The organism is Kitasatospora sp. NPDC088548, assembly GCF_044753005.1.
Taxonomy (GTDB): domain Bacteria; phylum Actinomycetota; class Actinomycetes; order Streptomycetales; family Streptomycetaceae; genus Kitasatospora.
Genome location: NZ_JBIVMI010000007.1, coordinates 39,260 through 58,563 on the forward strand (window position 1 = coordinate 39,260; position 19,304 = coordinate 58,563).

Here is a 19,304-nt window from a genome sequence, read left to right on the forward strand (position 1 = left end):
GGGGGGCCCCGCGGGGGGGGGGGGGGGGGGGGGGGGCCGGGGGGGCGCGGGGGGGGGGGGGGGGGGGGGGGGGGGGGGGGCGGGGGGGGGGGGGGGGGGGGGCGGCTCCCGGGGTGGTCGCTCCGGGGGCTGGATGATTTTCAGACTGCCGATTCTGTTGGTGGGCGCTTTCGCCGTTGGCAGTCTGAAAATCACCCGCCACGCCCCCTTCCGCGACCACCCCGTACGCCGCCCCCTCCCGCAGCGCGTCCCTCTCGCCCTGGTCGGGTGGTGGGTGGGAGGGAAGGGGGGCGGGAGGAGGGGGGAAGGAAGGGGCGGGAGCGGGTGGGTGGGTGAGCGGTGGGGGGAAGGGAGGCCGGGGGTTACGGGGTGGTGAGGCTGATGGGGCGGGTGTCCTGGCCCCAGGCGGTGATGGGGGTGAAGCCCTGGTGGCCGTGGTCGCCGAAGACGGTGAGGGGGCGGCCGGTGGAGACGGCGGCGAGGCGCCAGAGGGCGGGTTCGGGGGTGGTGGTGCGGCGGACGGGGAGGGTGTGGTGGCCGTCGGTCAGGTGCCAGCCGTCGGGGGTGAGGACGGGGACGACGGCGGTGAGGACGGTGGGCCAGGTGTCGAGCCAGGGGTCGTCGGCGACGGCGGCGCCGTACGTGGCGACGGCCTCGGCGGGGCTGAGGCCCGAGGGGGGTGCGGCGGGGCCGGGTTCGGGGGTGCCGTAGCGGGCGCCGAGGGCGGCGCGCAGGGGGCGGGCGCCGGGGTGGAAGGCGAGGTCGGCCTCCAGCAGGTGGCCGGTGGGGAGGGCGAGGTCGGGGGCCTGGCCGGGGCGGCCGAAGGCGAGGAGGAGGGCGAGCCGGCCGGTCTTGGCGCCGCGCAGCCAGAGCCGGCGGGTGGTGAGGCGTTCGTCGGCGGTGTCGCGGCTGCCGAGGACGTGCCAGCGGTCGCGGACGGTGGGTCCGGCGAGGAGTTCGGCGGTGTCGGTGGTGTAGCCGACCCGCGCGCGGACCGTGGCGGCGAGCGGGTCGGGCAGTTCGTCGACCCGGGTGGCGGCGGTGGCGAGCAGGTGGAGCATGGCGTACTCCTCCAGGAGGCTGTCCTGCGGGGTGGTGTCGAGTTCGCGGACGCGGGTGGCGAGGCCGGGGGCCTGGGCGTCGACCATGCGGGCGGCGACCTCGTCCCAGGGGCCGGCGCTGCTCCCGTCGGCCAGGCCGTGGCGGATCCGGTCGGCCAGCCGGAGGCGCAGTTCGCCGGCGCCGGCGGCGACCCGGGCGGAGCGCTTCTCGGCCCGGCGGCGGGCGGCGGCCGGGTCGGCCGGGGTGTCGGCCCTGGCGGCGCGCTGCTCGGCGCGGTTCTGGCGGCCCTTCAGCCACTCGGACGCCCAGTCGGCGGGCTCGGCGCCGTCCGGGACGGCCTCCGGGGTGCCGCTCCAGAGCAGGAGGAGTCCGAGCGCGTGCTTGCACGGGAACTTCCGGCTCGGGCAGGTGCACGTGTAGGCGGGCGTGGCCAGCTCCACGGCGGTGCGGTACGGCGTGCTGCCGCTGCCCTTGCACGCGCCCCAGAGCGCGGTGCCGTCGGTGCCGGTACCGGACCAGGGCGCAGCCGAGGAGAGTTTGCCCGCCGCCTTCCGCGACGCGGCGTCGGGCGCGAGGGACAGGACGTGTTCGGTGCTCCAGCGTTCCTCCATGCCGACGACGGTAGGCGGGGGGACTGACAGCCGGAGCGGTCGAACTGAGGGCCGATCAGGATTGTCAGTGGCCCGGTGCATGGTGGTTCTCGCAGGCCGGGACGCCGACCTGGCTCCCCCCGATCACCTCGCCGCCTGCCACAGGTGTGTCCGGCGGCCGACCCGAAGGAGCCCTTATGACCGACGTTCTGCGGCAGCACGCGGAGGACGCGTTCGCTGCCGAACTGGCCGCGCTGGCCGCGCAGGACGACCGTCCGCGCCCCGAGCGCTGGAAGCTGTCGCCGTGGGCCGTCGCCACCTATCTGCTGGGCGGCGAGCTGCCGGACGGCACCGTGGTCACGCCCAAGTACATCGGCCCGCGCCGGGTGGTCGAGGTCGCGGTGACGACGCTGGCGACGGACCGCGCGCTGCTGCTGCTCGGCGTGCCGGGTACCGCGAAGACCTGGGTGTCGGAGCATCTCGCGGCCGCGATCAGCGGTGATTCGACGCTGCTGGTGCAGGGCACCGCGGGCACGCCGGAGGAGGCGGTCCGGTACGGGTGGAACTACGCCCAGCTGCTGGCCCACGGCCCGAGCCGGGACGCGCTGGTGCCGTCGCCGCTGATGCGGGCGATGGCCGACGGGAAGATCGCCCGGGTCGAGGAGCTGACCCGCATCCCGGCGGACGTGCAGGACAGCCTGATCACGATCCTGTCGGAGAAGACGCTGCCGGTACCGGAGTTGGGCGGCGAGACGCAGGCGGTGCGGGGCTTCAACCTGATCGCCACCGCCAACGACCGGGACCGGGGCGTGAACGAGCTGTCGAGCGCCCTGCGCCGGCGGTTCAACACCGTGGTGCTGCCACTGCCCGGTTCGCTGGAGGAGGAGGTGGACATCGTCACCCGCCGGGTCAACCAGCTCGGCAGCTCGCTGGAGCTGCCCCAACTGCCCGGCGGCGCCGAGGAGATCAGGCGTGTGGTCACCGTCTTCCGCGAGCTGCGGGCCGGGATCACGACGGACGGCCGGACGAAGGTGAAGACCCCGAGCGGGACGCTGTCGACCGCGGAGGCGATCTCGGTCGTGACGAACGGGCTTGCCCTGGCCACCCACTTCGGCGACGGCGTGCTGCGGGCCGGCGACGTCACGGCGGGCATTCTCGGGGCCGTCGTCCGGGATCCGGTGGCCGACCAGGCGGTGTGGCGCGAGTACGTCGAGGGCGTCGTCCGCGAGCGGGACGGCTGGAAGGACTTCTACCGTGCCGCCCGCGAGCACACCCGCTGAGACGGCCGTCGTTCGAGTTCCAGGGAGGGAGGGCGCGATGAGCGCAGAGGTGACGCTGCTGGGCGTACGGCACCACGGTCCGGGCTCGGCCCGCGCGGTGGCCGCCGCGCTGGAGCGGCTGCGGCCGGACGCGGTGCTGATCGAGGGCCCGCCGGAGGCCGATCCGATCATCGGGCTGGCGGGCGAGAAGGACATGGTGCCGCCGGTCGCGCTGCTCGCCCACGCCGTGGACGATCCGGCCAGGGCCGCGTTCTGGCCGTACGCCGAGTTCTCCCCGGAGTGGGTGGCGATCCGCTACGGCGTCGAGCGCGAACTCCCGGTCCGCTTCATCGACCTCCCGGCGGCGTACGGCTTCGCCGTGACGGAGGAGGCGGATCCCGGGCCGGACGAGGCGGTACCCGGCGACCCGATCGCGCTGCTCGCCGAGGCGGCCGGCCACGACGACCCGGAGCGCTGGTGGGAGGACGTGATCGAGCACCGCACGCCCGGCGCCGACGAGTTCGCCCCGTTCGCGGCCGTCGCGGAGGCGATGACCGCGCTGCGCGAGGAGGGGGTCGGGGAGCGGCGGCGCGACGAGCTGCGGGAGGCGTACATGCGCCAGCAGATCCGCGCCGCCCGGCGGGCCGGCCACCGGCGGATCGCGGTGGTCTGCGGCGCCTTCCACGTCCCGGCCCTGGCCGCCATGCCGACGGTCGCCCATGACCGCGCGCTGCTCGCCGGCCTGCCGAAGAAGGTCAGGACCGACATCACCTGGGTGCCCTGGACGTACCGCCGGCTCTCCCGACTCACCGGGTACGGCGCCGGGATCGCCTCGCCGGGCTGGTACCACCACCTGTTCGCCGCGTCGGGCGATCCGCTGCCGAAGTGGCTGGCCAGGGCCGCCGAGCTGCTGCGGGCCGAGGACCACCCGGTCTCCTCCGCGCACGTCATCGAGGCCGTCCGGCTGGCCCGCACGCTGGCGGTGATGCGCGGCCGGCCGCTGGCCGGGCTGACCGAGACGCTCGACGCCGTCCGGTCGGTGATGTGCGACGGGTCGGACGTCGCGCTGGAGCTGGTCCGGGACCGGCTGGTGATCGGCGACGCGCTCGGCACGGTGCCGGACGCCGCACCGGCGGTGCCGCTGCAACGGGACCTGTCCCGGCTGCAGCGCTCCCTGCGGCTGAAGCCGGACGTCGAGCCGCGCGACCTCGACCTCGACCTGCGCAAGGAGAACGACGCGGCGCGCTCGCGGCTGCTGCACCGGCTGCGCCTGCTCGGCGTCGAGTGGGGCGTGCCGGTGCGGTCCGCCGTCCACTCGACGGGCACCTTCCGGGAGAGCTGGCGGCTCTGCTGGCAGCCCGAGTTCGCGGTCCGGATCGCCGAGGCCGCCCAGTGGGGCACCACGGTCGAGGACGCGGCGGTCGGCAAGGCCGTCGGCACCGCCCGGGCCGCCGTCGAACTCGCCGAACTCACCGGCCTGGTGGAGACCTGCCTGCTCGCCGGGCTGGGCGGGGCGCTGCCCGCCGTGATGCGGGTGCTCGCCGACTGCGCGGCCCTGGACACCGATGTCGCCCACCTCGCGGGCGCCCTGCCCGCCCTGGTCCGCGCACTGCGCTACGGCGACGTCCGGGGCACCGACAACGGCGCGCTCGCCGAGGCCGCGACCGGTCTCGCCGACCGGATCTGCGTCGGGCTGCCGCCCGCCTGCACCGGTCTTGACGCGGCCGGCGCCACGGCGATGCGCGGCCACCTCGACGAGGTGCACGGCGCGATCGGCCTGCTGGAACCGGCCGACGCCCCCGATGCCTCCGGCGACCTCGCCGACCGGTGGGCCGCCGCCCTGCGCTCGCTCGCCCGTCGCGAGCCCACCGGCGGCCCGGCGACGGGCGTCCCCGGCCTGCTGCGCGGCCGCGCCGTCCGGCTGCTGCTCGACGACGGCCGGCTCGGCTCCGAGGAGGCCGGCCGCCGGATGGGCCTGGTCCTCTCGGTGGCCAACGCCCCGGCGGACGCGGCCGGCTGGGTCGAGGGCTTCCTCACCGGCGGCGGGGCCCTGCTGCTGCACGACCCCCGGCTGCTCGGCCTGCTCGACGCCTGGCTGACGGCGGTGCCGGCGGAGGTCTTCACCGATGTGCTGCCACTGCTGCGCCGTACCTTCTCCGCGCTGGAGGCGGGGGTGCGCACCACGGTCGGCAGCCGGGTCGCGGCCGGCCCGCTCGACGCCGCTGCGGCCCCGGCCGGGACGGACGGGGCCCTGCTCGACCAGGCCAGGGCCGACGCCGCGCTGCCCACCCTCGCCCTCCTGCTCGGCCTCCCCGGCGGACTGCCGCGGATTCCCCTGCAGGCCGCCGGCCGCGACACCTGATCCGCACCCACCGAAGGAGCATCCGATGGCAGTGACCACCTCCCCCGCCGCCGAGGAACGGCTGCGCCGCTGGCGGCTGGTGCTCGGCGGCGAGGCGGACGGGACGGGCTGTGCGCTGCGCGGCCGGGACGCCGCCATGGACGGTGCGCTCGCCGCGCTGTACCGCGGGGCTCCGCCGGAGGGCAGGGCCGCGACGGGCGGCCGCCGCAGCGCCGGCCTGGGCGGCTCGGCGCCGCAGGTGGCGCGCTGGCTGGGCGACATCCGCGAGTACTTCCCCTCCACCGTCGTGCAGTTGATGCAGCAGGACGCCATCACCCGGCTCGGCCTGGACCACCTGCTGCTGGAGCCGGAGATGCTGGAGGCCGTCGAGCCGGACGTCCACCTGGTCGGCACCCTGCTCTCGCTGAAGCACGCGCTGCCGGAGACCACCCGGGAGACCGCCCGCGCGGTGGTCGGCAAGGTGGTCGCCGAGCTGGAGCGCAGGCTCGCCGACCGCACCCGGGCCACCCTGGGCGGCGCGCTGGACCGCAGCGCCAAGGTGAACCGCCCGCGCCACCGCGACATCGACTGGGACCGCACCATCCGGGCCAACCTGAAGAACTACCTGCCCGAGTACGGCACGGTCGTCCCCGAGCGGCTGGTCGGCTACGCCCGCGCGCAGCGCGCGGTGAAGAAGGACGTCATCCTCTGCATCGACCAGTCCGGCTCGATGGCGCCGTCCGTGGTGCACTCGGCGGTGTTCGGCGCGGTGCTCGCCTCGATGAGGAGCCTGGACACCCGGCTGGTCGTCTTCGACACCTCGGTGGTGGACCTCACCGAGCAGCTCACCGACCCGGTGGACGTCCTGTTCGCCACCCGGCTCGGCGGCGGCACCGACATCAACCGGGCGCTCGCCTACTGCCAGTCGAGGATCACCCGCCCGTCCGAGACCGTCGTGGTGCTGATCAGCGACCTCTACGAGGGCGGAATCCGCGACGAGATGCTCAAGCGGGTGGCGGCGATGAAGGCGGCCGGCGTCCAGTTCATCGCGCTGCTCGCGCTCTCCGACGAAGGTGCGCCCGCGTACGACCACGCGCACGCCGCGGCACTGGCCGCGCTCGGCGCCCCGGCGTTCGCCTGCACCCCGGACGTCTTCCCGGAGATCATGGCGGCGGCGATCGAGAAGCGCCCGATACCGGTGCCCGACCAGGGGGTGTAATGGCCGGGGGCGCGGATTCACCCGGATGCGCGAACCCGGTCCGCCGCAGGACAGGGCCTGTGACAGACCCCCGTAGGCTGGCTGTGACGGTTCTCACCAAAGACTGGCCGGTCCCGGGCGAAACACTCCCGTCGTCCGGGGATAACCTGCCAGACGGACGTGACGCGCGTGTTGATTGACGTGTGCGCCCGTGGCTGTGTGGGCCGCAAGGCCGTTCTTCTGCGTACCCGCACCGCCCCGACGACCCGCAGCGAAGATCCTGCCGTGGCACGCTCGTAGAGACACAATCCGCGACCACGAACAAGGACAAACACGTGGACCTGTTCGAGTACCAGGCGAGGGACCTCTTCGCCAAGCACGGTGTGCCCGTGCTTGACGGCGATGTCATCGAGACTGCCGCAGACGCTGCCGCCATCGCGGAGCGCTTCGGCGGCCGCGCCGTCGTCAAGGCTCAGGTGAAGGTGGGTGGCCGAGGCAAGGCCGGTGGCGTGAAGCTCGCCGCCGACCCGGCGGACGCCGTCGCCAAGGCCGAGGCGATCCTCGGCATGGACATCAAGGGCCACACCGTTCACAAGGTGATGCTGGCCCAGACCGCGGACATCAGGGACGAGTACTACGTCTCGTTCCTGCTGGACCGCACCAACCGCACCTTCCTGGCCATGGCCAGCGTCGAGGGCGGCGTGGAGATCGAGGTCGTCGCGGAGGAGAACCCGGACGCGCTCGCCAAGATCCCGGTCGACGCCAACGAGGGCTGCACCCCGGAGAAGGCCGCCGAGATCGTCGCCGCGGCGAAGTTCCCGGCCGAGGTCGCCGACCAGGTCGCCGAGGTCCTGCAGAAGCTGTGGAAGGTCTTCATCGCCGAGGACGCGCTCCTCGTCGAGGTCAACCCGCTGATCAAGTCCGGTGAGGGCAAGATCATCGCGCTGGACGGCAAGGTCTCCCTGGACGAGAACGCCGAGTTCCGTCAGCCCGGGCACGAGGCGCTCGAGGACAAGGCCGCCGCCAACCCGCTGGAGGCGGCGGCGAAGGCCAAGGGCCTGAACTACGTCAAGCTCGACGGCGAGGTCGGCATCATCGGCAACGGCGCGGGTCTCGTCATGAGCACCCTCGACGTCGTCGCCTACGCCGGTGAGAAGCACGGCAACGTGAAGCCCGCCAACTTCCTCGACATCGGCGGCGGCGCCTCGGCCGAGGTCATGGCCAACGGCCTGGAGATCATCCTCGGCGACGCCGACGTCAAGTCGGTCTTCGTCAACGTCTTCGGCGGCATCACCGCGTGCGACGCCGTCGCGAACGGCATCGTCCAGGCGCTGGCCCTGCTGGCGGAGAAGGGCGGGGAGGTCAGCAAGCCGCTGGTCGTCCGCCTCGACGGCAACAACGCCGAGCTGGGCCGTAAGATCCTGACCGACGCCAACCACCCGCTGGTGCAGCAGGTGGACACCATGGACGGTGCGGCCGACCGCGCCGCCGAGCTGGCCAACAAGTAAGGAAGGGGACTTAACACCATGGCTATCTTCCTTACCAAGGACAGCAAGGTCATCGTCCAGGGCATGACCGGCTCCGAGGGCATGAAGCACACCCGCCGCATGCTCGCCTCCGGCACCCGGATCGTCGGCGGTGTGAACCCGCGCAAGGCCGGCACCACCGTGGACGTCGACGGCACCGAGGTGCCCGTCTTCGGCACCGTCGCCGAGGCCATCGAGAAGACCGGTGCCGATGTCACCGTCATCTTCGTGCCGCCGAAGTTCACCAAGGACGCCGTCGTCGAGGCCATCGACGCCGAGATCGGCCTGGCCGTCGTCATCACCGAGGGCGTCCCGGTGCACGACACCGCCGCCTTCTGGGCGTACGCGGGCTCGAAGGGCAACAAGACCCGGATCATCGGCCCGAACTGCCCCGGCCTGATCAGCCCCGGACAGTCGAACGCCGGCATCATCCCGGCCGACATCACCACGTCCGGCAAGATCGGCCTGGTCTCGAAGTCCGGCACCCTGACCTACCAGCTCATGTACGAGCTGCGCGACATCGGCTTCTCCTCGGCCGTGGGCATCGGCGGTGACCCGGTCATCGGCACCACCCACATCGACGCCCTCAAGGCGTTCCAGGAGGACCCGGAGACCGAGCTGATCGTCATGATCGGTGAGATCGGCGGCGACGCCGAGGAGCGTGCCGCGGCCTACATCGCCGAGCACGTCACCAAGCCGGTCGTCGGCTACGTCGCGGGCTTCACCGCCCCCGAGGGCAAGACCATGGGCCACGCCGGCGCCATCGTCTCCGGCTCCTCGGGCACCGCCCAGGCGAAGAAGGAGGCCCTTGAGGCCGCCGGTGTCAAGGTCGGCAAGACGCCGTCCGAGACCGCCCGCCTGGCGCGCGAGCTCATCGGCTGACGCTCGCCCCGCTCGTCGAGCGCCCCTGTCCGGCCCGGGCAGGGGCGCTCGACGTTTCCGCCTCCGCCGTGCTCAGCCGTCGTCCGCCGCGCAGGGGCGGAGCGGCCGGCGGGTGCAGTCCACCGGCCCGGGCGGCGGCGGCAGCGGCGCGGCGTGCCTGGTGGTGGTCAGCTCCCACGGGCGGGCGGCCCGGGGCGGCGGGGGGGCCACCATGACGGCTTCGACGCCCGGGGCGGTGCTGCACCAGAAACTGCGGACACCGGGCTCCGGGCCGTCGGGGAGGGCCGGGACGGCGTCCTTCTCGGCCGGGACGCAGAGCACCGGGGTGGGCGGCGCGGACGGGCGGAACAGCACCGACGGCCCTTCGCCGGCCAGGGTCGCCACCGCCGCACCGCTCACCGCCACCGTGAGCAGCGCCGCCGCCCCGGTCCGGGCGGCGTTGCGCAGCCCGCTGCGTGCGCGCAGCACCGGGACCGGTGAGCGGTGCGGCTCCGGGCAGGCGCGGACGGCCGCCCGGTGCAGCAGCCCGCTGAGCCGGTCGGCGAAGCCGTCCGCCGTCGGATCCGGTCCGACCAGGTCCGGCACCCAGTGCGCCAGCGCCGTCCGGGCGGCCCAGACCCGGCCCTCGGCGGCCGTCAGCGTCGACTCCACCTCGACCGCGACGGCGGTGGCGGGCAGCCCCAGCCCGTCGTGCAGCACCAGCGCCCGGCGCTGCGGGCGGGAGAGCCGCTTGAGCGCCTTGAGCAGGGCGTGGTCGCGGTCGGTGAGACGGTCGTGGTCCGGCAGCACCGGCTGGGACTCGTCGGCCGGGCGGACCCTGATCCGCCGGTGCGGCAGCCGCCAGACGTGCGCCCGGCGCGGACCGCCCCGGTGCCAGGGGGAGAGCGCCAGGTCGCAGGCGCGCACCCGGACCCAGACCTCCGGGTCGCCGCCGGCCACCACCTCCTCCCACCGCCGCCGGGCCTCCCCGAAGGCCCGGCCGACGCAGTGCACGGCCCGGTGCCTGCAGGTGGCGACGAGGAACACCTGCTGCACCAGCCGGGTGTGGGCGGTCTCGTACGACTCCTCGAACGAGGCGACGGGGGCGCGGACCGCCGGGGCGGGCGGCGGGGCCGGGGTGACCGCGGACCACGCGGCCGGGTGCCCGGCGCCGGCCCCCTGACGGTCGTGGGCACCGTAGCCGTCATGGGCGCCGTGACGGGAGGCCGGTTCACCGGGGGGCCTGGCGTCCGTCGGCGCGGGCCGCTGCCCGGTGCCGACGACGGGCTGTCGCCCGTCGCCCGGCCGGGCCGGGTCCGCGGGCCGGGTGCCCGTCCCGTCGGGGGAGCCGGTACCGGGCGGCTGCCGCCTCCGCTCCGTGCCGACCACCGGGGGCCGCCGGGCGGGGCCGCCACCCGGCTCCGGGCGGTCCCCGGCGGTCGCGGCGCCCGGCCCGGGGGTGCGTACGCCCGGAGGTTCGTCGGGCCCGGCGGTTCCGTCCGGCCCGTTCCCCGCGGGCGCGGTCCGCGCGGGGCTCAGCAGGGTGGCGAGGGCGGCGGCCTCGGCAGGGGTCCGGGTGCCGAGCTTCCGCATGGCCCGGTGCAGCCAGCCGCGGACGGTGTCCGGGGTGACCCCGAGCGCCGCCGCCGACCGGGCGAGGTCCTGGCCGGCCGCGAGGTGGGCCAGCGCCTGGACCTCACGCGGCGTCAGCCGCCGTAGCAGCCGGAAAATTTCCTCCTCGGTGCGGGCGGTGGCGCCGGCGTCTCCGGCGGCCTTCGCGGTGCGGCCGGGCCCGGACCGGCCCTTTCCCGAACGGTCCTGCGGCGCGGGCTGGCCGTCGGCGGGGGAGCCGTCGGGGCGCTCGGCGGTCGGCGGGGTGGTCATCAGACGTTCCGCGCCGAAGTGGGGGCGGCGGCGTGAGGGCATGGTCTGAAAATGCGCATAAGCCAATAATCTGGGACACGACGGCGGTTTGCCCCTTCACGGAGCATGGCGAGTCGCCTTGGCACCATGAGGCGCATGACGCAGCTGATGGGCCGTCCGATCCTGGAAGTGCCGGGCGAACTGGGCGCCAGACCCGTGCTGGCCGACCTGCTCGTCGGGGTGCGGACGGCGCTGCTCGGCCTGGCCGTGGTCGCGGTGCCGGTGCTCGGGCTCTGGGTGGTGACCCCGTACGCGGACGACGGTGCGCCCGGCGCCGCCCGGCTGGCCGGAGCGCTCTGGCTGCTCGGGCACGGCGCGCCGGTGCTGCGCGGGGGTGCGGACGCCCCGCTGACCGTCACCCCGCTGCTGCTCGGCTTGCTGGCGGTGGGTCAGCTCCACCGCATGGGCGCCCGGGTGGCGTCCCGCCGGGGCCTGCGGGCGCGCCGGAGCGGCCCGGTGGCGGTCTGGGCCGGCTACTGCGCGGTGGCGGCCGGGGTGGTGGTGCAGTGCTCGGGCGGCGGCGCGTTCCGCAGCCGGGTGCTGCCGGACGTGCTGGCGGTGGCGCTGCTGGCCGCCGCCGCGACCGCCGCGGGTGTCCGTTCGGTCCGGTCGGGGGAGCGCGGCCGGGCGTGCTGGTCGGCCTTCTGCGGGCGGGTGCCGGTCTGGGCCCGCGCCACCGGCGGCGCGCCCGTGGTCCGTGCGGCGGCGCTGGCGGCCGGGGCGGCCCTGGTGGCCGCGGGCGGGGTGGTGGTCGCCGTGGCGGCGTTGCTGGACGCGGCGGCCGGCGGCGGGCGCGGGGCGACCCCGCTCGCCGCCGGCCCGGCCGCCGTGGCCGGACTGGTTCTGCTCAGTCTGGTCCTGCTGCCCAACGCGGTGCTCTGGGGCACGGCGTACGCGCTGGGCCCGGGCTTCGCCGCCGGGGCCGGGACGGTGGTGGCGCCGTCCGGCACGGTGCTGGGGCCGGTGCCCGAGTTCCCGCTGTTCGCGCTGCTGCCGGAGTCGGGCGCGGGCGGCTGGCGGCTGCTCGCCTGCCTGCTGCCCGCGCTGGCCGGGGTGGTGCCGGCCCTGCTGCTGGGCCGGGCGGCGGCCGGGCGGCGCGGCGAGGGCGCCCCGTGGCATCCGGTCGCGACGGTCGCGGCGGTGCTGGCGGCGGCGCTGCTGACCGGCGCCGCGGCGGCGGTGCTGGGCGGGCTCTCGGGCGGCGCGCTGGCCGGCGGCCGGATGGCTCGGCTGGGCCCGGTGCCGTGGCGGACGGGCCTGGCGGCCGCGGGCTGGGTCGCCGCGGTGGCGGTGCCGGGCGCGCTGCTGGTGCGGTTCGGGGCGCTGCGTGGTGGCCCGGCGCTCGCGGGTCGTGCGCGCCGGAGCGCGCTGGCGTTGCGCGCCCGGGCGTACGCGGTGGTGGTGCGGCTGGGCGGGCGCGCGGACGGCGCGGGCTGAGCCCTGCCCGCCCCTGTCGCCGACCGTTCCCGCCGCCGACCGCCCCGGCCGACCTGCCCCCTCGACGGGCCGCTGCCTACTCGCCCTTGGTGGCGATGTCCACGTACCACTTGGGCGCGAGCCGGTCGCAGCCCTGCTCGCCGGTCGCGGTGAGCGAGTCCCGGACGCAGGTGACGTAGTCGTTGTAGTACAGGCTGAGCCCGATCACGCAGGACACGAAGACCACCGTCACCGCCCCGGTGAGCACACCGCCGAGCGCCGCCGGGGTCAGCGGGTTCGGCGTGGCGGGCACGGCGGCGGCCGCGGTGGGCGTGCCGCCGGTGGTGGTGGTGCCGGCGGCCGGCTTGGGCGCCCGCATCGCGTTGACGCCCCAGAGGATGGCGAGCGCGCCGACGAACAGCGCGACGTAGTAGATCCCGGCGATCGCGCAGACCAGCGACGCCATCCCGGCCAGGGCCGCGTTGCGGGCCCGGCGCTGGGCCGGGTCGCCGGGGTCGAGCCGGGGCTGCTGCGGCGCGGGCGGCCGGGGGTGCCAGCCGCCGCCCTGGTGGCCCGGGCTCCACGGGTGCGGCGGCGGGACCTGCGGACGCTCCTCGGAGGCCGCGTCGTCGGGTGCCTCCCCGCCCTCGGCGGGCGGGGGAGTGCGCGGCTGCCACGGCTGGTCCGGGGCATCCGCCGGCGGCGGCGCGAAGGGGTTGCGCTCGCCGGTGTTGTCACCGCTGCTCATGGTTCAGCCATTCCTTCTCGGTTCGTGGGGCAGGTGCCCACGCACCCTATGATCCCGCAGCCGCGCGTGGGCCGATTCGGGGGCCCGCGGTCGGGGTCCGGATCCGCGGTGGGTGGTCCGGAGAGATCCCCGTCTCAACTACGCGCGTAGCGCCGTCCGGGTGTTTCGGAGGCCGTCCGACCAGCCGTTATCGTGGTGACGGTCAGCAGCTCACCCAGGTTCCCGCGGGCCCGCGTCGCGGCGGGTTTCCCGGGTGTTCCCCCTCGCTCGACCTGCCGTTCGTAGTGGCCCCACCGCCGGTGGACGTACCAGCGGGCGGCCCCTGACCTACGGAGAATCGCGCAGTGGCCGCCGCCCCCGCTCAGCTCTTCCCGCCCCGCAAGCCCGGACCGGCCCGCCTGGTGGTGCTGGTCTCCGGTTCGGGCACCAACCTGCAGGCGCTGATCGACGCCGTCGCCGATCCGGCCTTCGGAGCGGAGATCGTGGCCGTCGGCGCGGACCGCGACGCCATCGCGGGCCTGGAGCGCGCGGACCGCGCCGGCCTGCCGACCTTTGTGCACCGGGTGAAGGACTTCCCCGACCGGGCCGGCTGGGACCGCGCGCTGACCTCCTCCGTCGCGACGTACGAGCCGGACCTGGTGGTCACGGCAGGCTTTATGAAGATCCTCGGCCCCGGGTTCATCGAGGCCTTCGCCGGACGGATCGTCAACACCCACCCCGCACTGCTGCCGTCCTTCCCCGGTGCGCGCGGCGTCCCCGACGCGCTCGCGTACGGAGTGAAGGTCACCGGCTGCACCGTCCACCTGGTCGACGCCGGAGTGGACACCGGGCCGATCATCGCGCAGGGCGTCGTGGAGGTCACCGACGCCGACCACGCCGATGGCGGCGAAGCGCTGCACGAGCGCATCAAGACTGTCGAGCGCAAGCTGCTCGTCGACGTCGTGGGCCGGCTGGCCCGCGAGGGCCACCGCATCGAGGACCGAAAGGTATGGATCCCGGCATGAGTGCCAGCTCCACCACCCCCCCTGTCTCCGAGAACATCCGTCCGATCCGTCGTGCGCTGATCAGCGTGTACGACAAGACCGGTCTGGAGGAGCTGGCCCAGGGCCTGCACGCCGCCGGGGTCTCCATCGTCTCCACCGGCTCCACCGCCGGCCGGATCGCCGCCGCCGGTGTGCCGGTGACCGAGGTCTCCGAGCTGACCGGCTTCCCGGAGTGCCTGGACGGGCGCGTGAAGACGCTGCACCCCCGCGTGCACGCCGGCGTGCTCGCCGACCTGCGCCTGGAGTCGCACCGCGCCCAGCTGGCCGAACTGGGCGTCGAGCCCTTCGACCTGGTCGTGGTGAACCTCTACCCGTTCAAGGCCACGGTCGCCTCCGGCGCCACCCCGGACGAGTGTGTCGAGCAGATCGACATCGGCGGCCCGAGCATGGTCCGCGCCGCCGCCAAGAACCACCCGTCGGTCGCCGTCGTGGTCGACCCGGCCCGCTACGGCGACGTCCTGAAGGCCGCCCAGGAGGGCGGTTTCGACCTGGCCACCCGCAAGCGCCTGGCCGGTGCCGCGTTCGCGCACACCGCCGCGTACGACGTCGCGGTCGCCTCCTGGTTCGAGGCCGGCTACGCGCCCAGCGACGAGCGGTTCCCCGAGTTCCTGGGCGCCACCTGGGAGCGGCAGAACGTGCTGCGCTACGGCGAGAACCCGCACCAGGGCGCCGCGCTGTACGTGGACGGCACCGGGGGCCTGGCCGGCGCCGAGCAGCTGCACGGCAAGGAGATGTCGTACAACAACTACGTCGACACCGACGCCGCCCGCCGCGCCGCGTACGACCACGCCGAGCCGGCCGTCGCGATCATCAAGCACGCCAACCCGTGCGGCATCGCGACCGGCGCCGACGTCGCCGAGGCGCACCGCAAGGCACACGAGTGCGACCCGGTCTCCGCGTACGGCGGCGTGATCGCCGTCAACCGCCCGGTCACCGTCGAACTGGCCGAGCAGATCGCGCCGATCTTCACCGAGGTCGTCGTCGCCCCGGCGTACGAGGACGGCGCCGTCGAGGTGCTGGCCCGCAAGAAGAACCTCCGGGTGCTGCTCGCCCCCGAGGCACCGGCCAACCGCCAGGAGGTCCGCCCGATCTCCGGCGGCGTGCTGCTCCAGGACGCCGACCGGGTGCACGCCGCGGGCGACGACCCGGCGACCTGGACGCTGGCCACCGGCGAGGCGCTGACCGAGGCCGGGCTGGCCGAGCTGGCCTTCGCCTGGCGGGCCTGCCGGGCGGTCAAGTCCAACGCCATCCTGCTGGCCAAGGGCGGCGCCTCGGTGGGCGTCGGCATGGGCCAGGTCAACCGGGTCGACTCGGCGAAGCTCGCGGTCGAGCGGGCCGGCGAGCGGGCCAAGGGCTCGTACGCGGCCTCCGACGCGTTCTTCCCGTTCGCCGACGGCCTGCAGATCCTGATCGAGGGCGGCGTGAAGGCCGTGGTGCAGCCGGGCGGTTCGATCCGCGACGAAGAGGTGATCGCGGCCGCCGCCGAGGCCGGCGTGACCATGTACTTCACCGGCACCCGCCACTTCTTCCACTGATCCCGGTGACGGCGTGACAGAGCGGCCCGGTCCCCTCCGCGGAGGGGACCGGGCCGCTCTGTCGTGCGGTGCGCGTTACTTCTTGATCACCAGGGTGCCGGCGGCACGGTCGTGCCAGCCCTGCAGCTTTCCGGAGTTGTCGAAGAACGGCGACAGGTACACCAGCAGGGCGCCGATGTAGCAGAGGATGCCGCCGACGATCGGGATGATGAAGCGGATGAAGCCGCCGCCGACGCCGGGGTGCCCGCCGTTGCTCTCCTTGACGACCCGCAGGCCCATCGCCATCTTGCCGAGCGTGGCGCCCGCGAGGGAGACCATCAGCCACTCGTACAGCAGGTTGAACGCGGCCAGCAGCCCGAAGCCGATCAGGAAGGTCACCGCGATGCCGTTGGCGGCATCCTGGTTCTGGGCCACGCAGTCGTTGTACGCCGTCAGGTTGCCCGGGGTGTAGACGCAGTCCTTCTGGTCCTTGGCGATGCCCACCGCGCTGGCCAGGCCGAGCGCCGCCGCCAGCGCGAAGACCGCGCCGACCGCCGCGAAGTCGATCAGCCGGGCCAGGAACCGCTGGCCCATGGTGGCGATCTTCACCGTGCCCAGGTGCGCGATGTTGATGTAGCCGTTGTTGGCCTGGATGGTGCCCGGCATCGGCGCGTACCCGTACGCCTGCTGCTGCGGCGGCTGCTGGGGGTAGCCGTATCCGGCAGCCGGCGGGGCCTGCTGGGGGTAGCCGTACCCGGCGGCCGGCGGGGCCTGCTGCGGGTAGCCGTACCCGGGCGGCTGCTGCGGCGGCGGCGGGGGCTGCTGGCCGTACGGGTTGTTCGGGTCGGACGGGTAGCTCATCGATGCCTCCGGGCAGGATGGGGACGTGGGGACGGGACAGCGGAGGACCCGGGACGGACCGGAGGGACGGACCACCGGCCGGACGGGACAGTAGCGGAGCGCACTGACAGGGCGGCGCGGATGCCCGGCGCCGGACGCGGCTCAGCGACGTGGGAACAGGAGCATCGACGGCCGCGGTTCTGACAACGCGATGCCGCGGTGGTCGGGCGGCACTGTCTGGTCTGGTCGGCTCACTGGTTCTTTCCCCCGGTTACGCCCCCGCCGGTGTTCCGTCGGCCCGTCACAGGGCCGGAAGCGGCGGGGAATGCCCGCATATCGTCAACCGGGCGGCCGGGCGATGTCCAGCCGTGCCCGCGCGCCGGACCGGACTGTGGCGCAACCGCAACGTGCTCAGCATGCCCGGTACCCGCCGGGGCCTGGCACGGACGGCCGCCCCGATCCGGGAGAATGGGCTCATGACTGCCCAGATTCTCGATGGCAAGGCCACCGCCGCCGCGATCAAGTCCGAACTCGCCGCCCGCGTGGCGGCCCTCAAGGCCAAGGGCGTCACGCCCGGCCTCGGCACCGTCCTGGTCGGCGACGACCCGGGCAGCCGCTGGTACGTCAACGGAAAGCACAAGGACTGCGCCGAGGTCGGCATCGCCTCGATCCAGCGCGAGCTGCCCGCCACCGCCACCCAGGAGGACGTCGAGAACGTCGTCCGCGAGCTCAACGCCGACCCGGCCTGCACCGGCTACATCGTCCAGCTCCCGCTGCCCAAGGGCCTCGACCAGAACCCGGTCCTGGAGCTGATGGACCCGGACAAGGACGCGGACGGCCTGCACCCCACCTCGCTCGGCCGGCTGGCGCTGGGCATCGAGGGGCCGCTGCCCTGCACCCCGCTCGGCATCGTCGAGCTGCTGCGCCGGCACGGCGTCGAGATCAACGGCGCCGAGGTGGTCGTGATCGGCCGCGGCGTCACCGTCGGCCGCTCGATCGGCCTGCTGCTCACCCGCCGGAGCGAGAACGCCACCGTCACCCTCTGCCACACCGGCACCCGTGACCTCGCCTACCACCTGCGCAAGGCCGACATCGTCGTGGCCGCGGCCGGTGTGCCGCACCTGGTCAAGCCGGAGGACGTCAAGCCGGGCGCCGCCGTGCTGGACGTCGGCGTCAGCCGCAGCGAGGGCAAGATCGTCGGGGACGTGCACCCGGGCGTGGCCGAGGTGGCCGGCTGGATCTCCCCGAACCCCGGCGGCGTCGGCCCGATGACCCGTGCCATGCTGCTCAACAACATCGTCGAGGCGGCCGAGCGCCGCGCCGGCATCTGACACCGGGGGAGCGGCCAGGCATGAGCGAACCCCGACCGGTGCGGACCCGGCGCAGGCCGCCGGTCAAGACCACCGGCACCCTGCCGCCCGAGGGCTCGGCGGCGGCCCTGGGCCGTGAACACGCCCTGCCGGTCCGCCAGTGGCCGATAACGCTGGTCCTGCTGGTGGTCGGCGCCGGGCTCGCGGTCACCTGGTTCGCCGACTTCAAGGACGGCTTCAAGTACGGGCTGCTGATCCTCGGCGGCGGTGTGCTGCTCGGCGCGGTGCTGCGGCTGGTCCTGCCCGAGGTCGGCATGCTGGCGGTGCGCAGCCGCTTCACCGACGTGATCGTGCTGACCTTCCTCGGCGTGTCGATCGTGCTGCTGACCCTGGTGGCCCAGCCCAACCCGTGGCTGGAGATGCCGTTGCTGGACAACATCGGCAACCTGATCGGCCGTCCCAAGCACTGAGCGGTCCGGCCCCAGGCGGCCCCTGCCCGGCATCCCGGGCGGGGGCCGCCGCCGTCTGTGACCTATCTGCCACGACCGCACCCGCGGCGTACGCTTCCCTTTGCGATAACCTGACGCCGGTCTCTCGATGTCGAGAGACCGTCCTCGGCTCCAGTGCGCCGGTGTGCCTGGGGCACCTGGCGATTTGCTGGAGAAGGTAGAAATGACCCGCACCCCCGTCAACGTCACCATCACCGGAGCGGCCGGCCAGATCGGCTACGCGCTGCTCTTCCGCATCGCCTCGGGCCACCTGCTCGGCGCCGACGTGCCGGTGAACCTGCGCCTCCTGGAGATCCCGCAGGGCCTCAAGGCCGCCGAGGGCACCGCGATGGAGCTCATCGACTGCGCCTTCCCGCTGCTGCGCGACATCAAGATCACCGACAACGCGGGCGAGGCCTTCGACGGCGCCAACGTCGCCCTGCTGGTCGGCGCCCGTCCGCGCACCGCGGGCATGGAGCGCGGCGACCTGCTGCAGGCCAACGGCGGCATCTTCGGTCCGCAGGGCAAGGCCATCAACGACCACGCCGCGGACGACATCAAGGTCCTGGTCGTCGGCAACCCGGCCAACACCAACGCCCTGATCGCCCAGCGCAACGCCCCGGACGTGCCGGCCGAGCGTTTCACCGCGATGACCCGTCTGGACCACAACCGCGCGGTCGGCCAGCTGGCCATCAAGACCGGCGCCACCGTGGCCGACATCAAGAAGGTCACCATCTGGGGCAACCACTCCGCGACCCAGTACCCGGACGTGTTCCAGGCCGAGATCGCCGGCAAGCCCGCCTTCGAGGCCATCGGCAGCGACCAGGCCTGGCTGACGGAGACCTTCATCCCGACCGTCGCCAAGCGCGGCGCCGCCATCATCGAGGCCCGTGGCGCCTCCTCGGCCGCCTCGGCCGCCAACGCCGCCATCGACCACGTCCACACCTGGGTCAACGGCACCGCCGAGGGCGACTGGACCTCGATGGGTGTCGTCTCCGACGGCTCCTACGGTGTCCCGGCCGGCCTGATCTCCTCCTTCCCGGTCACCACCAAGGACGGCTCCTTCGAGATCGTCCAGGGCCTGGAGATCTCCGACTTCTCCCGCGCCCGCATCGACGCCTCGGTCCAGGAGCTGACCGAGGAGCGCGACGCGGTCCAGGAGCTGGGCCTCATCTGAGCCCCGCC

Annotated in this window: 15 protein-coding genes; 11 read left to right on the forward strand and 4 right to left on the reverse strand. The window is 74.5% G+C overall.

From position 1 onward, the window contains the following. Positions 1-362: 362 nt before the first annotated feature. Positions 363-1,673, reverse strand: coding sequence for an SWIM zinc finger domain-containing protein (locus ACIP82_RS11655; protein ID WP_400653094.1), 1,311 nt, complete (start codon positions 1,671-1,673; stop codon positions 363-365). Positions 1,674-1,849: 176 nt separating this feature from the next. Between ACIP82_RS11655 and ACIP82_RS11660 the strand changes: the two genes are divergently transcribed. The 5 genes from ACIP82_RS11660 (at position 1,850) to sucD (ending at position 8,858) form a co-directional block, all read left to right on the forward strand. Further along, positions 1,850-2,932, forward strand: a complete 1,083-nt coding sequence (locus ACIP82_RS11660; RefSeq protein WP_400653096.1) for an AAA family ATPase — start codon at positions 1,850-1,852, stop codon at positions 2,930-2,932. A gap of 37 nt (positions 2,933-2,969) precedes the next feature. Continuing rightward, a complete protein-coding gene (locus tag ACIP82_RS11665) occupies positions 2,970-5,273 on the forward strand; it encodes a DUF5682 family protein (RefSeq protein WP_400653098.1) in 2,304 nt (767 codons plus the stop codon). Between the two features lie 25 nt (positions 5,274-5,298). Next, positions 5,299-6,471 carry a VWA domain-containing protein gene (locus ACIP82_RS11670; protein WP_363605570.1) on the forward strand — a complete coding sequence of 391 codons (1,173 nt, stop codon included), beginning with the start codon at positions 5,299-5,301 and terminating at the stop codon, positions 6,469-6,471. A gap of 314 nt (positions 6,472-6,785) precedes the next feature. Next, entirely contained in the window at positions 6,786-7,958 is a 1,173-nt protein-coding gene (gene sucC, locus ACIP82_RS11675; RefSeq protein WP_400653101.1) for an ADP-forming succinate--CoA ligase subunit beta, read from the forward strand. An 18-nt stretch (positions 7,959-7,976) separates the two neighbouring features. Continuing rightward, positions 7,977-8,858 carry a succinate--CoA ligase subunit alpha gene (gene sucD / locus ACIP82_RS11680; RefSeq protein ID WP_363605572.1) on the forward strand — a complete coding sequence of 294 codons (882 nt, stop codon included), beginning with the start codon at positions 7,977-7,979 and terminating at the stop codon, positions 8,856-8,858. A 72-nt stretch (positions 8,859-8,930) separates the two neighbouring features. On the opposite strand, the gene ACIP82_RS11685 is transcribed toward sucD, so the two are convergent. Then, positions 8,931-10,721 (reverse strand): LuxR C-terminal-related transcriptional regulator, encoded by a 1,791-nt coding sequence (locus tag ACIP82_RS11685; protein ID WP_400653103.1) that lies wholly within the window; start codon positions 10,719-10,721, stop codon positions 8,931-8,933. 135 nt (positions 10,722-10,856) lie between these two features. Here ACIP82_RS11685 and ACIP82_RS11690 point away from each other — a divergent pair, with 135 nt between their 5' ends. Next, complete coding sequence (locus ACIP82_RS11690; RefSeq protein ID WP_400653104.1) at positions 10,857-12,197, forward strand: DUF6350 family protein; 1,341 nt, start codon at positions 10,857-10,859, stop codon at positions 12,195-12,197. A gap of 76 nt (positions 12,198-12,273) precedes the next feature. On the opposite strand, the gene ACIP82_RS11695 is transcribed toward ACIP82_RS11690, so the two are convergent. Next, positions 12,274-12,924, reverse strand: a complete 651-nt coding sequence (locus ACIP82_RS11695) for a hypothetical protein (protein WP_400653106.1) — start codon at positions 12,922-12,924, stop codon at positions 12,274-12,276. Between the two features lie 344 nt (positions 12,925-13,268). On the opposite strand from ACIP82_RS11695, the gene purN reads away from it, so the two are divergent. Both purN and purH read left to right on the forward strand, forming a co-directional pair. After that, positions 13,269-13,928, forward strand: a complete 660-nt coding sequence (gene purN / locus ACIP82_RS11700; RefSeq protein WP_363605578.1) for a phosphoribosylglycinamide formyltransferase — start codon at positions 13,269-13,271, stop codon at positions 13,926-13,928. Further along, entirely contained in the window at positions 13,925-15,502 is a 1,578-nt protein-coding gene (gene purH / locus ACIP82_RS11705; RefSeq protein WP_363605579.1) for a bifunctional phosphoribosylaminoimidazolecarboxamide formyltransferase/IMP cyclohydrolase, read from the forward strand. Before purN ends, purH begins: the two co-directional genes overlap by 4 nt. 75 nt (positions 15,503-15,577) lie before the next feature. Here the strand turns inward: purH and ACIP82_RS11710 are convergent, their stop codons facing one another. Further along, positions 15,578-16,342 carry an RDD family protein gene (locus ACIP82_RS11710; protein WP_400653109.1) on the reverse strand — a complete coding sequence of 255 codons (765 nt, stop codon included), beginning with the start codon at positions 16,340-16,342 and terminating at the stop codon, positions 15,578-15,580. 455 nt (positions 16,343-16,797) lie between these two features. Here ACIP82_RS11710 and ACIP82_RS11715 point away from each other — a divergent pair, with 455 nt between their 5' ends. The 3 genes from ACIP82_RS11715 to ACIP82_RS11725 all read left to right on the forward strand — a co-directional run bounded on the left by ACIP82_RS11715 (position 16,798) and on the right by ACIP82_RS11725 (position 19,296). Further along, positions 16,798-17,652, forward strand: coding sequence for a bifunctional methylenetetrahydrofolate dehydrogenase/methenyltetrahydrofolate cyclohydrolase (locus ACIP82_RS11715; RefSeq protein WP_350593833.1), 855 nt, complete (start codon positions 16,798-16,800; stop codon positions 17,650-17,652). A 20-nt stretch (positions 17,653-17,672) separates the two neighbouring features. After that, positions 17,673-18,101, forward strand: a complete 429-nt coding sequence (locus tag ACIP82_RS11720; protein ID WP_363605582.1) for a DUF3017 domain-containing protein — start codon at positions 17,673-17,675, stop codon at positions 18,099-18,101. 202 nt (positions 18,102-18,303) lie between these two features. After that, entirely contained in the window at positions 18,304-19,296 is a 993-nt protein-coding gene (locus ACIP82_RS11725; RefSeq protein WP_363605583.1) for a malate dehydrogenase, read from the forward strand. Positions 19,297-19,304: the final 8 nt, after the last annotated feature.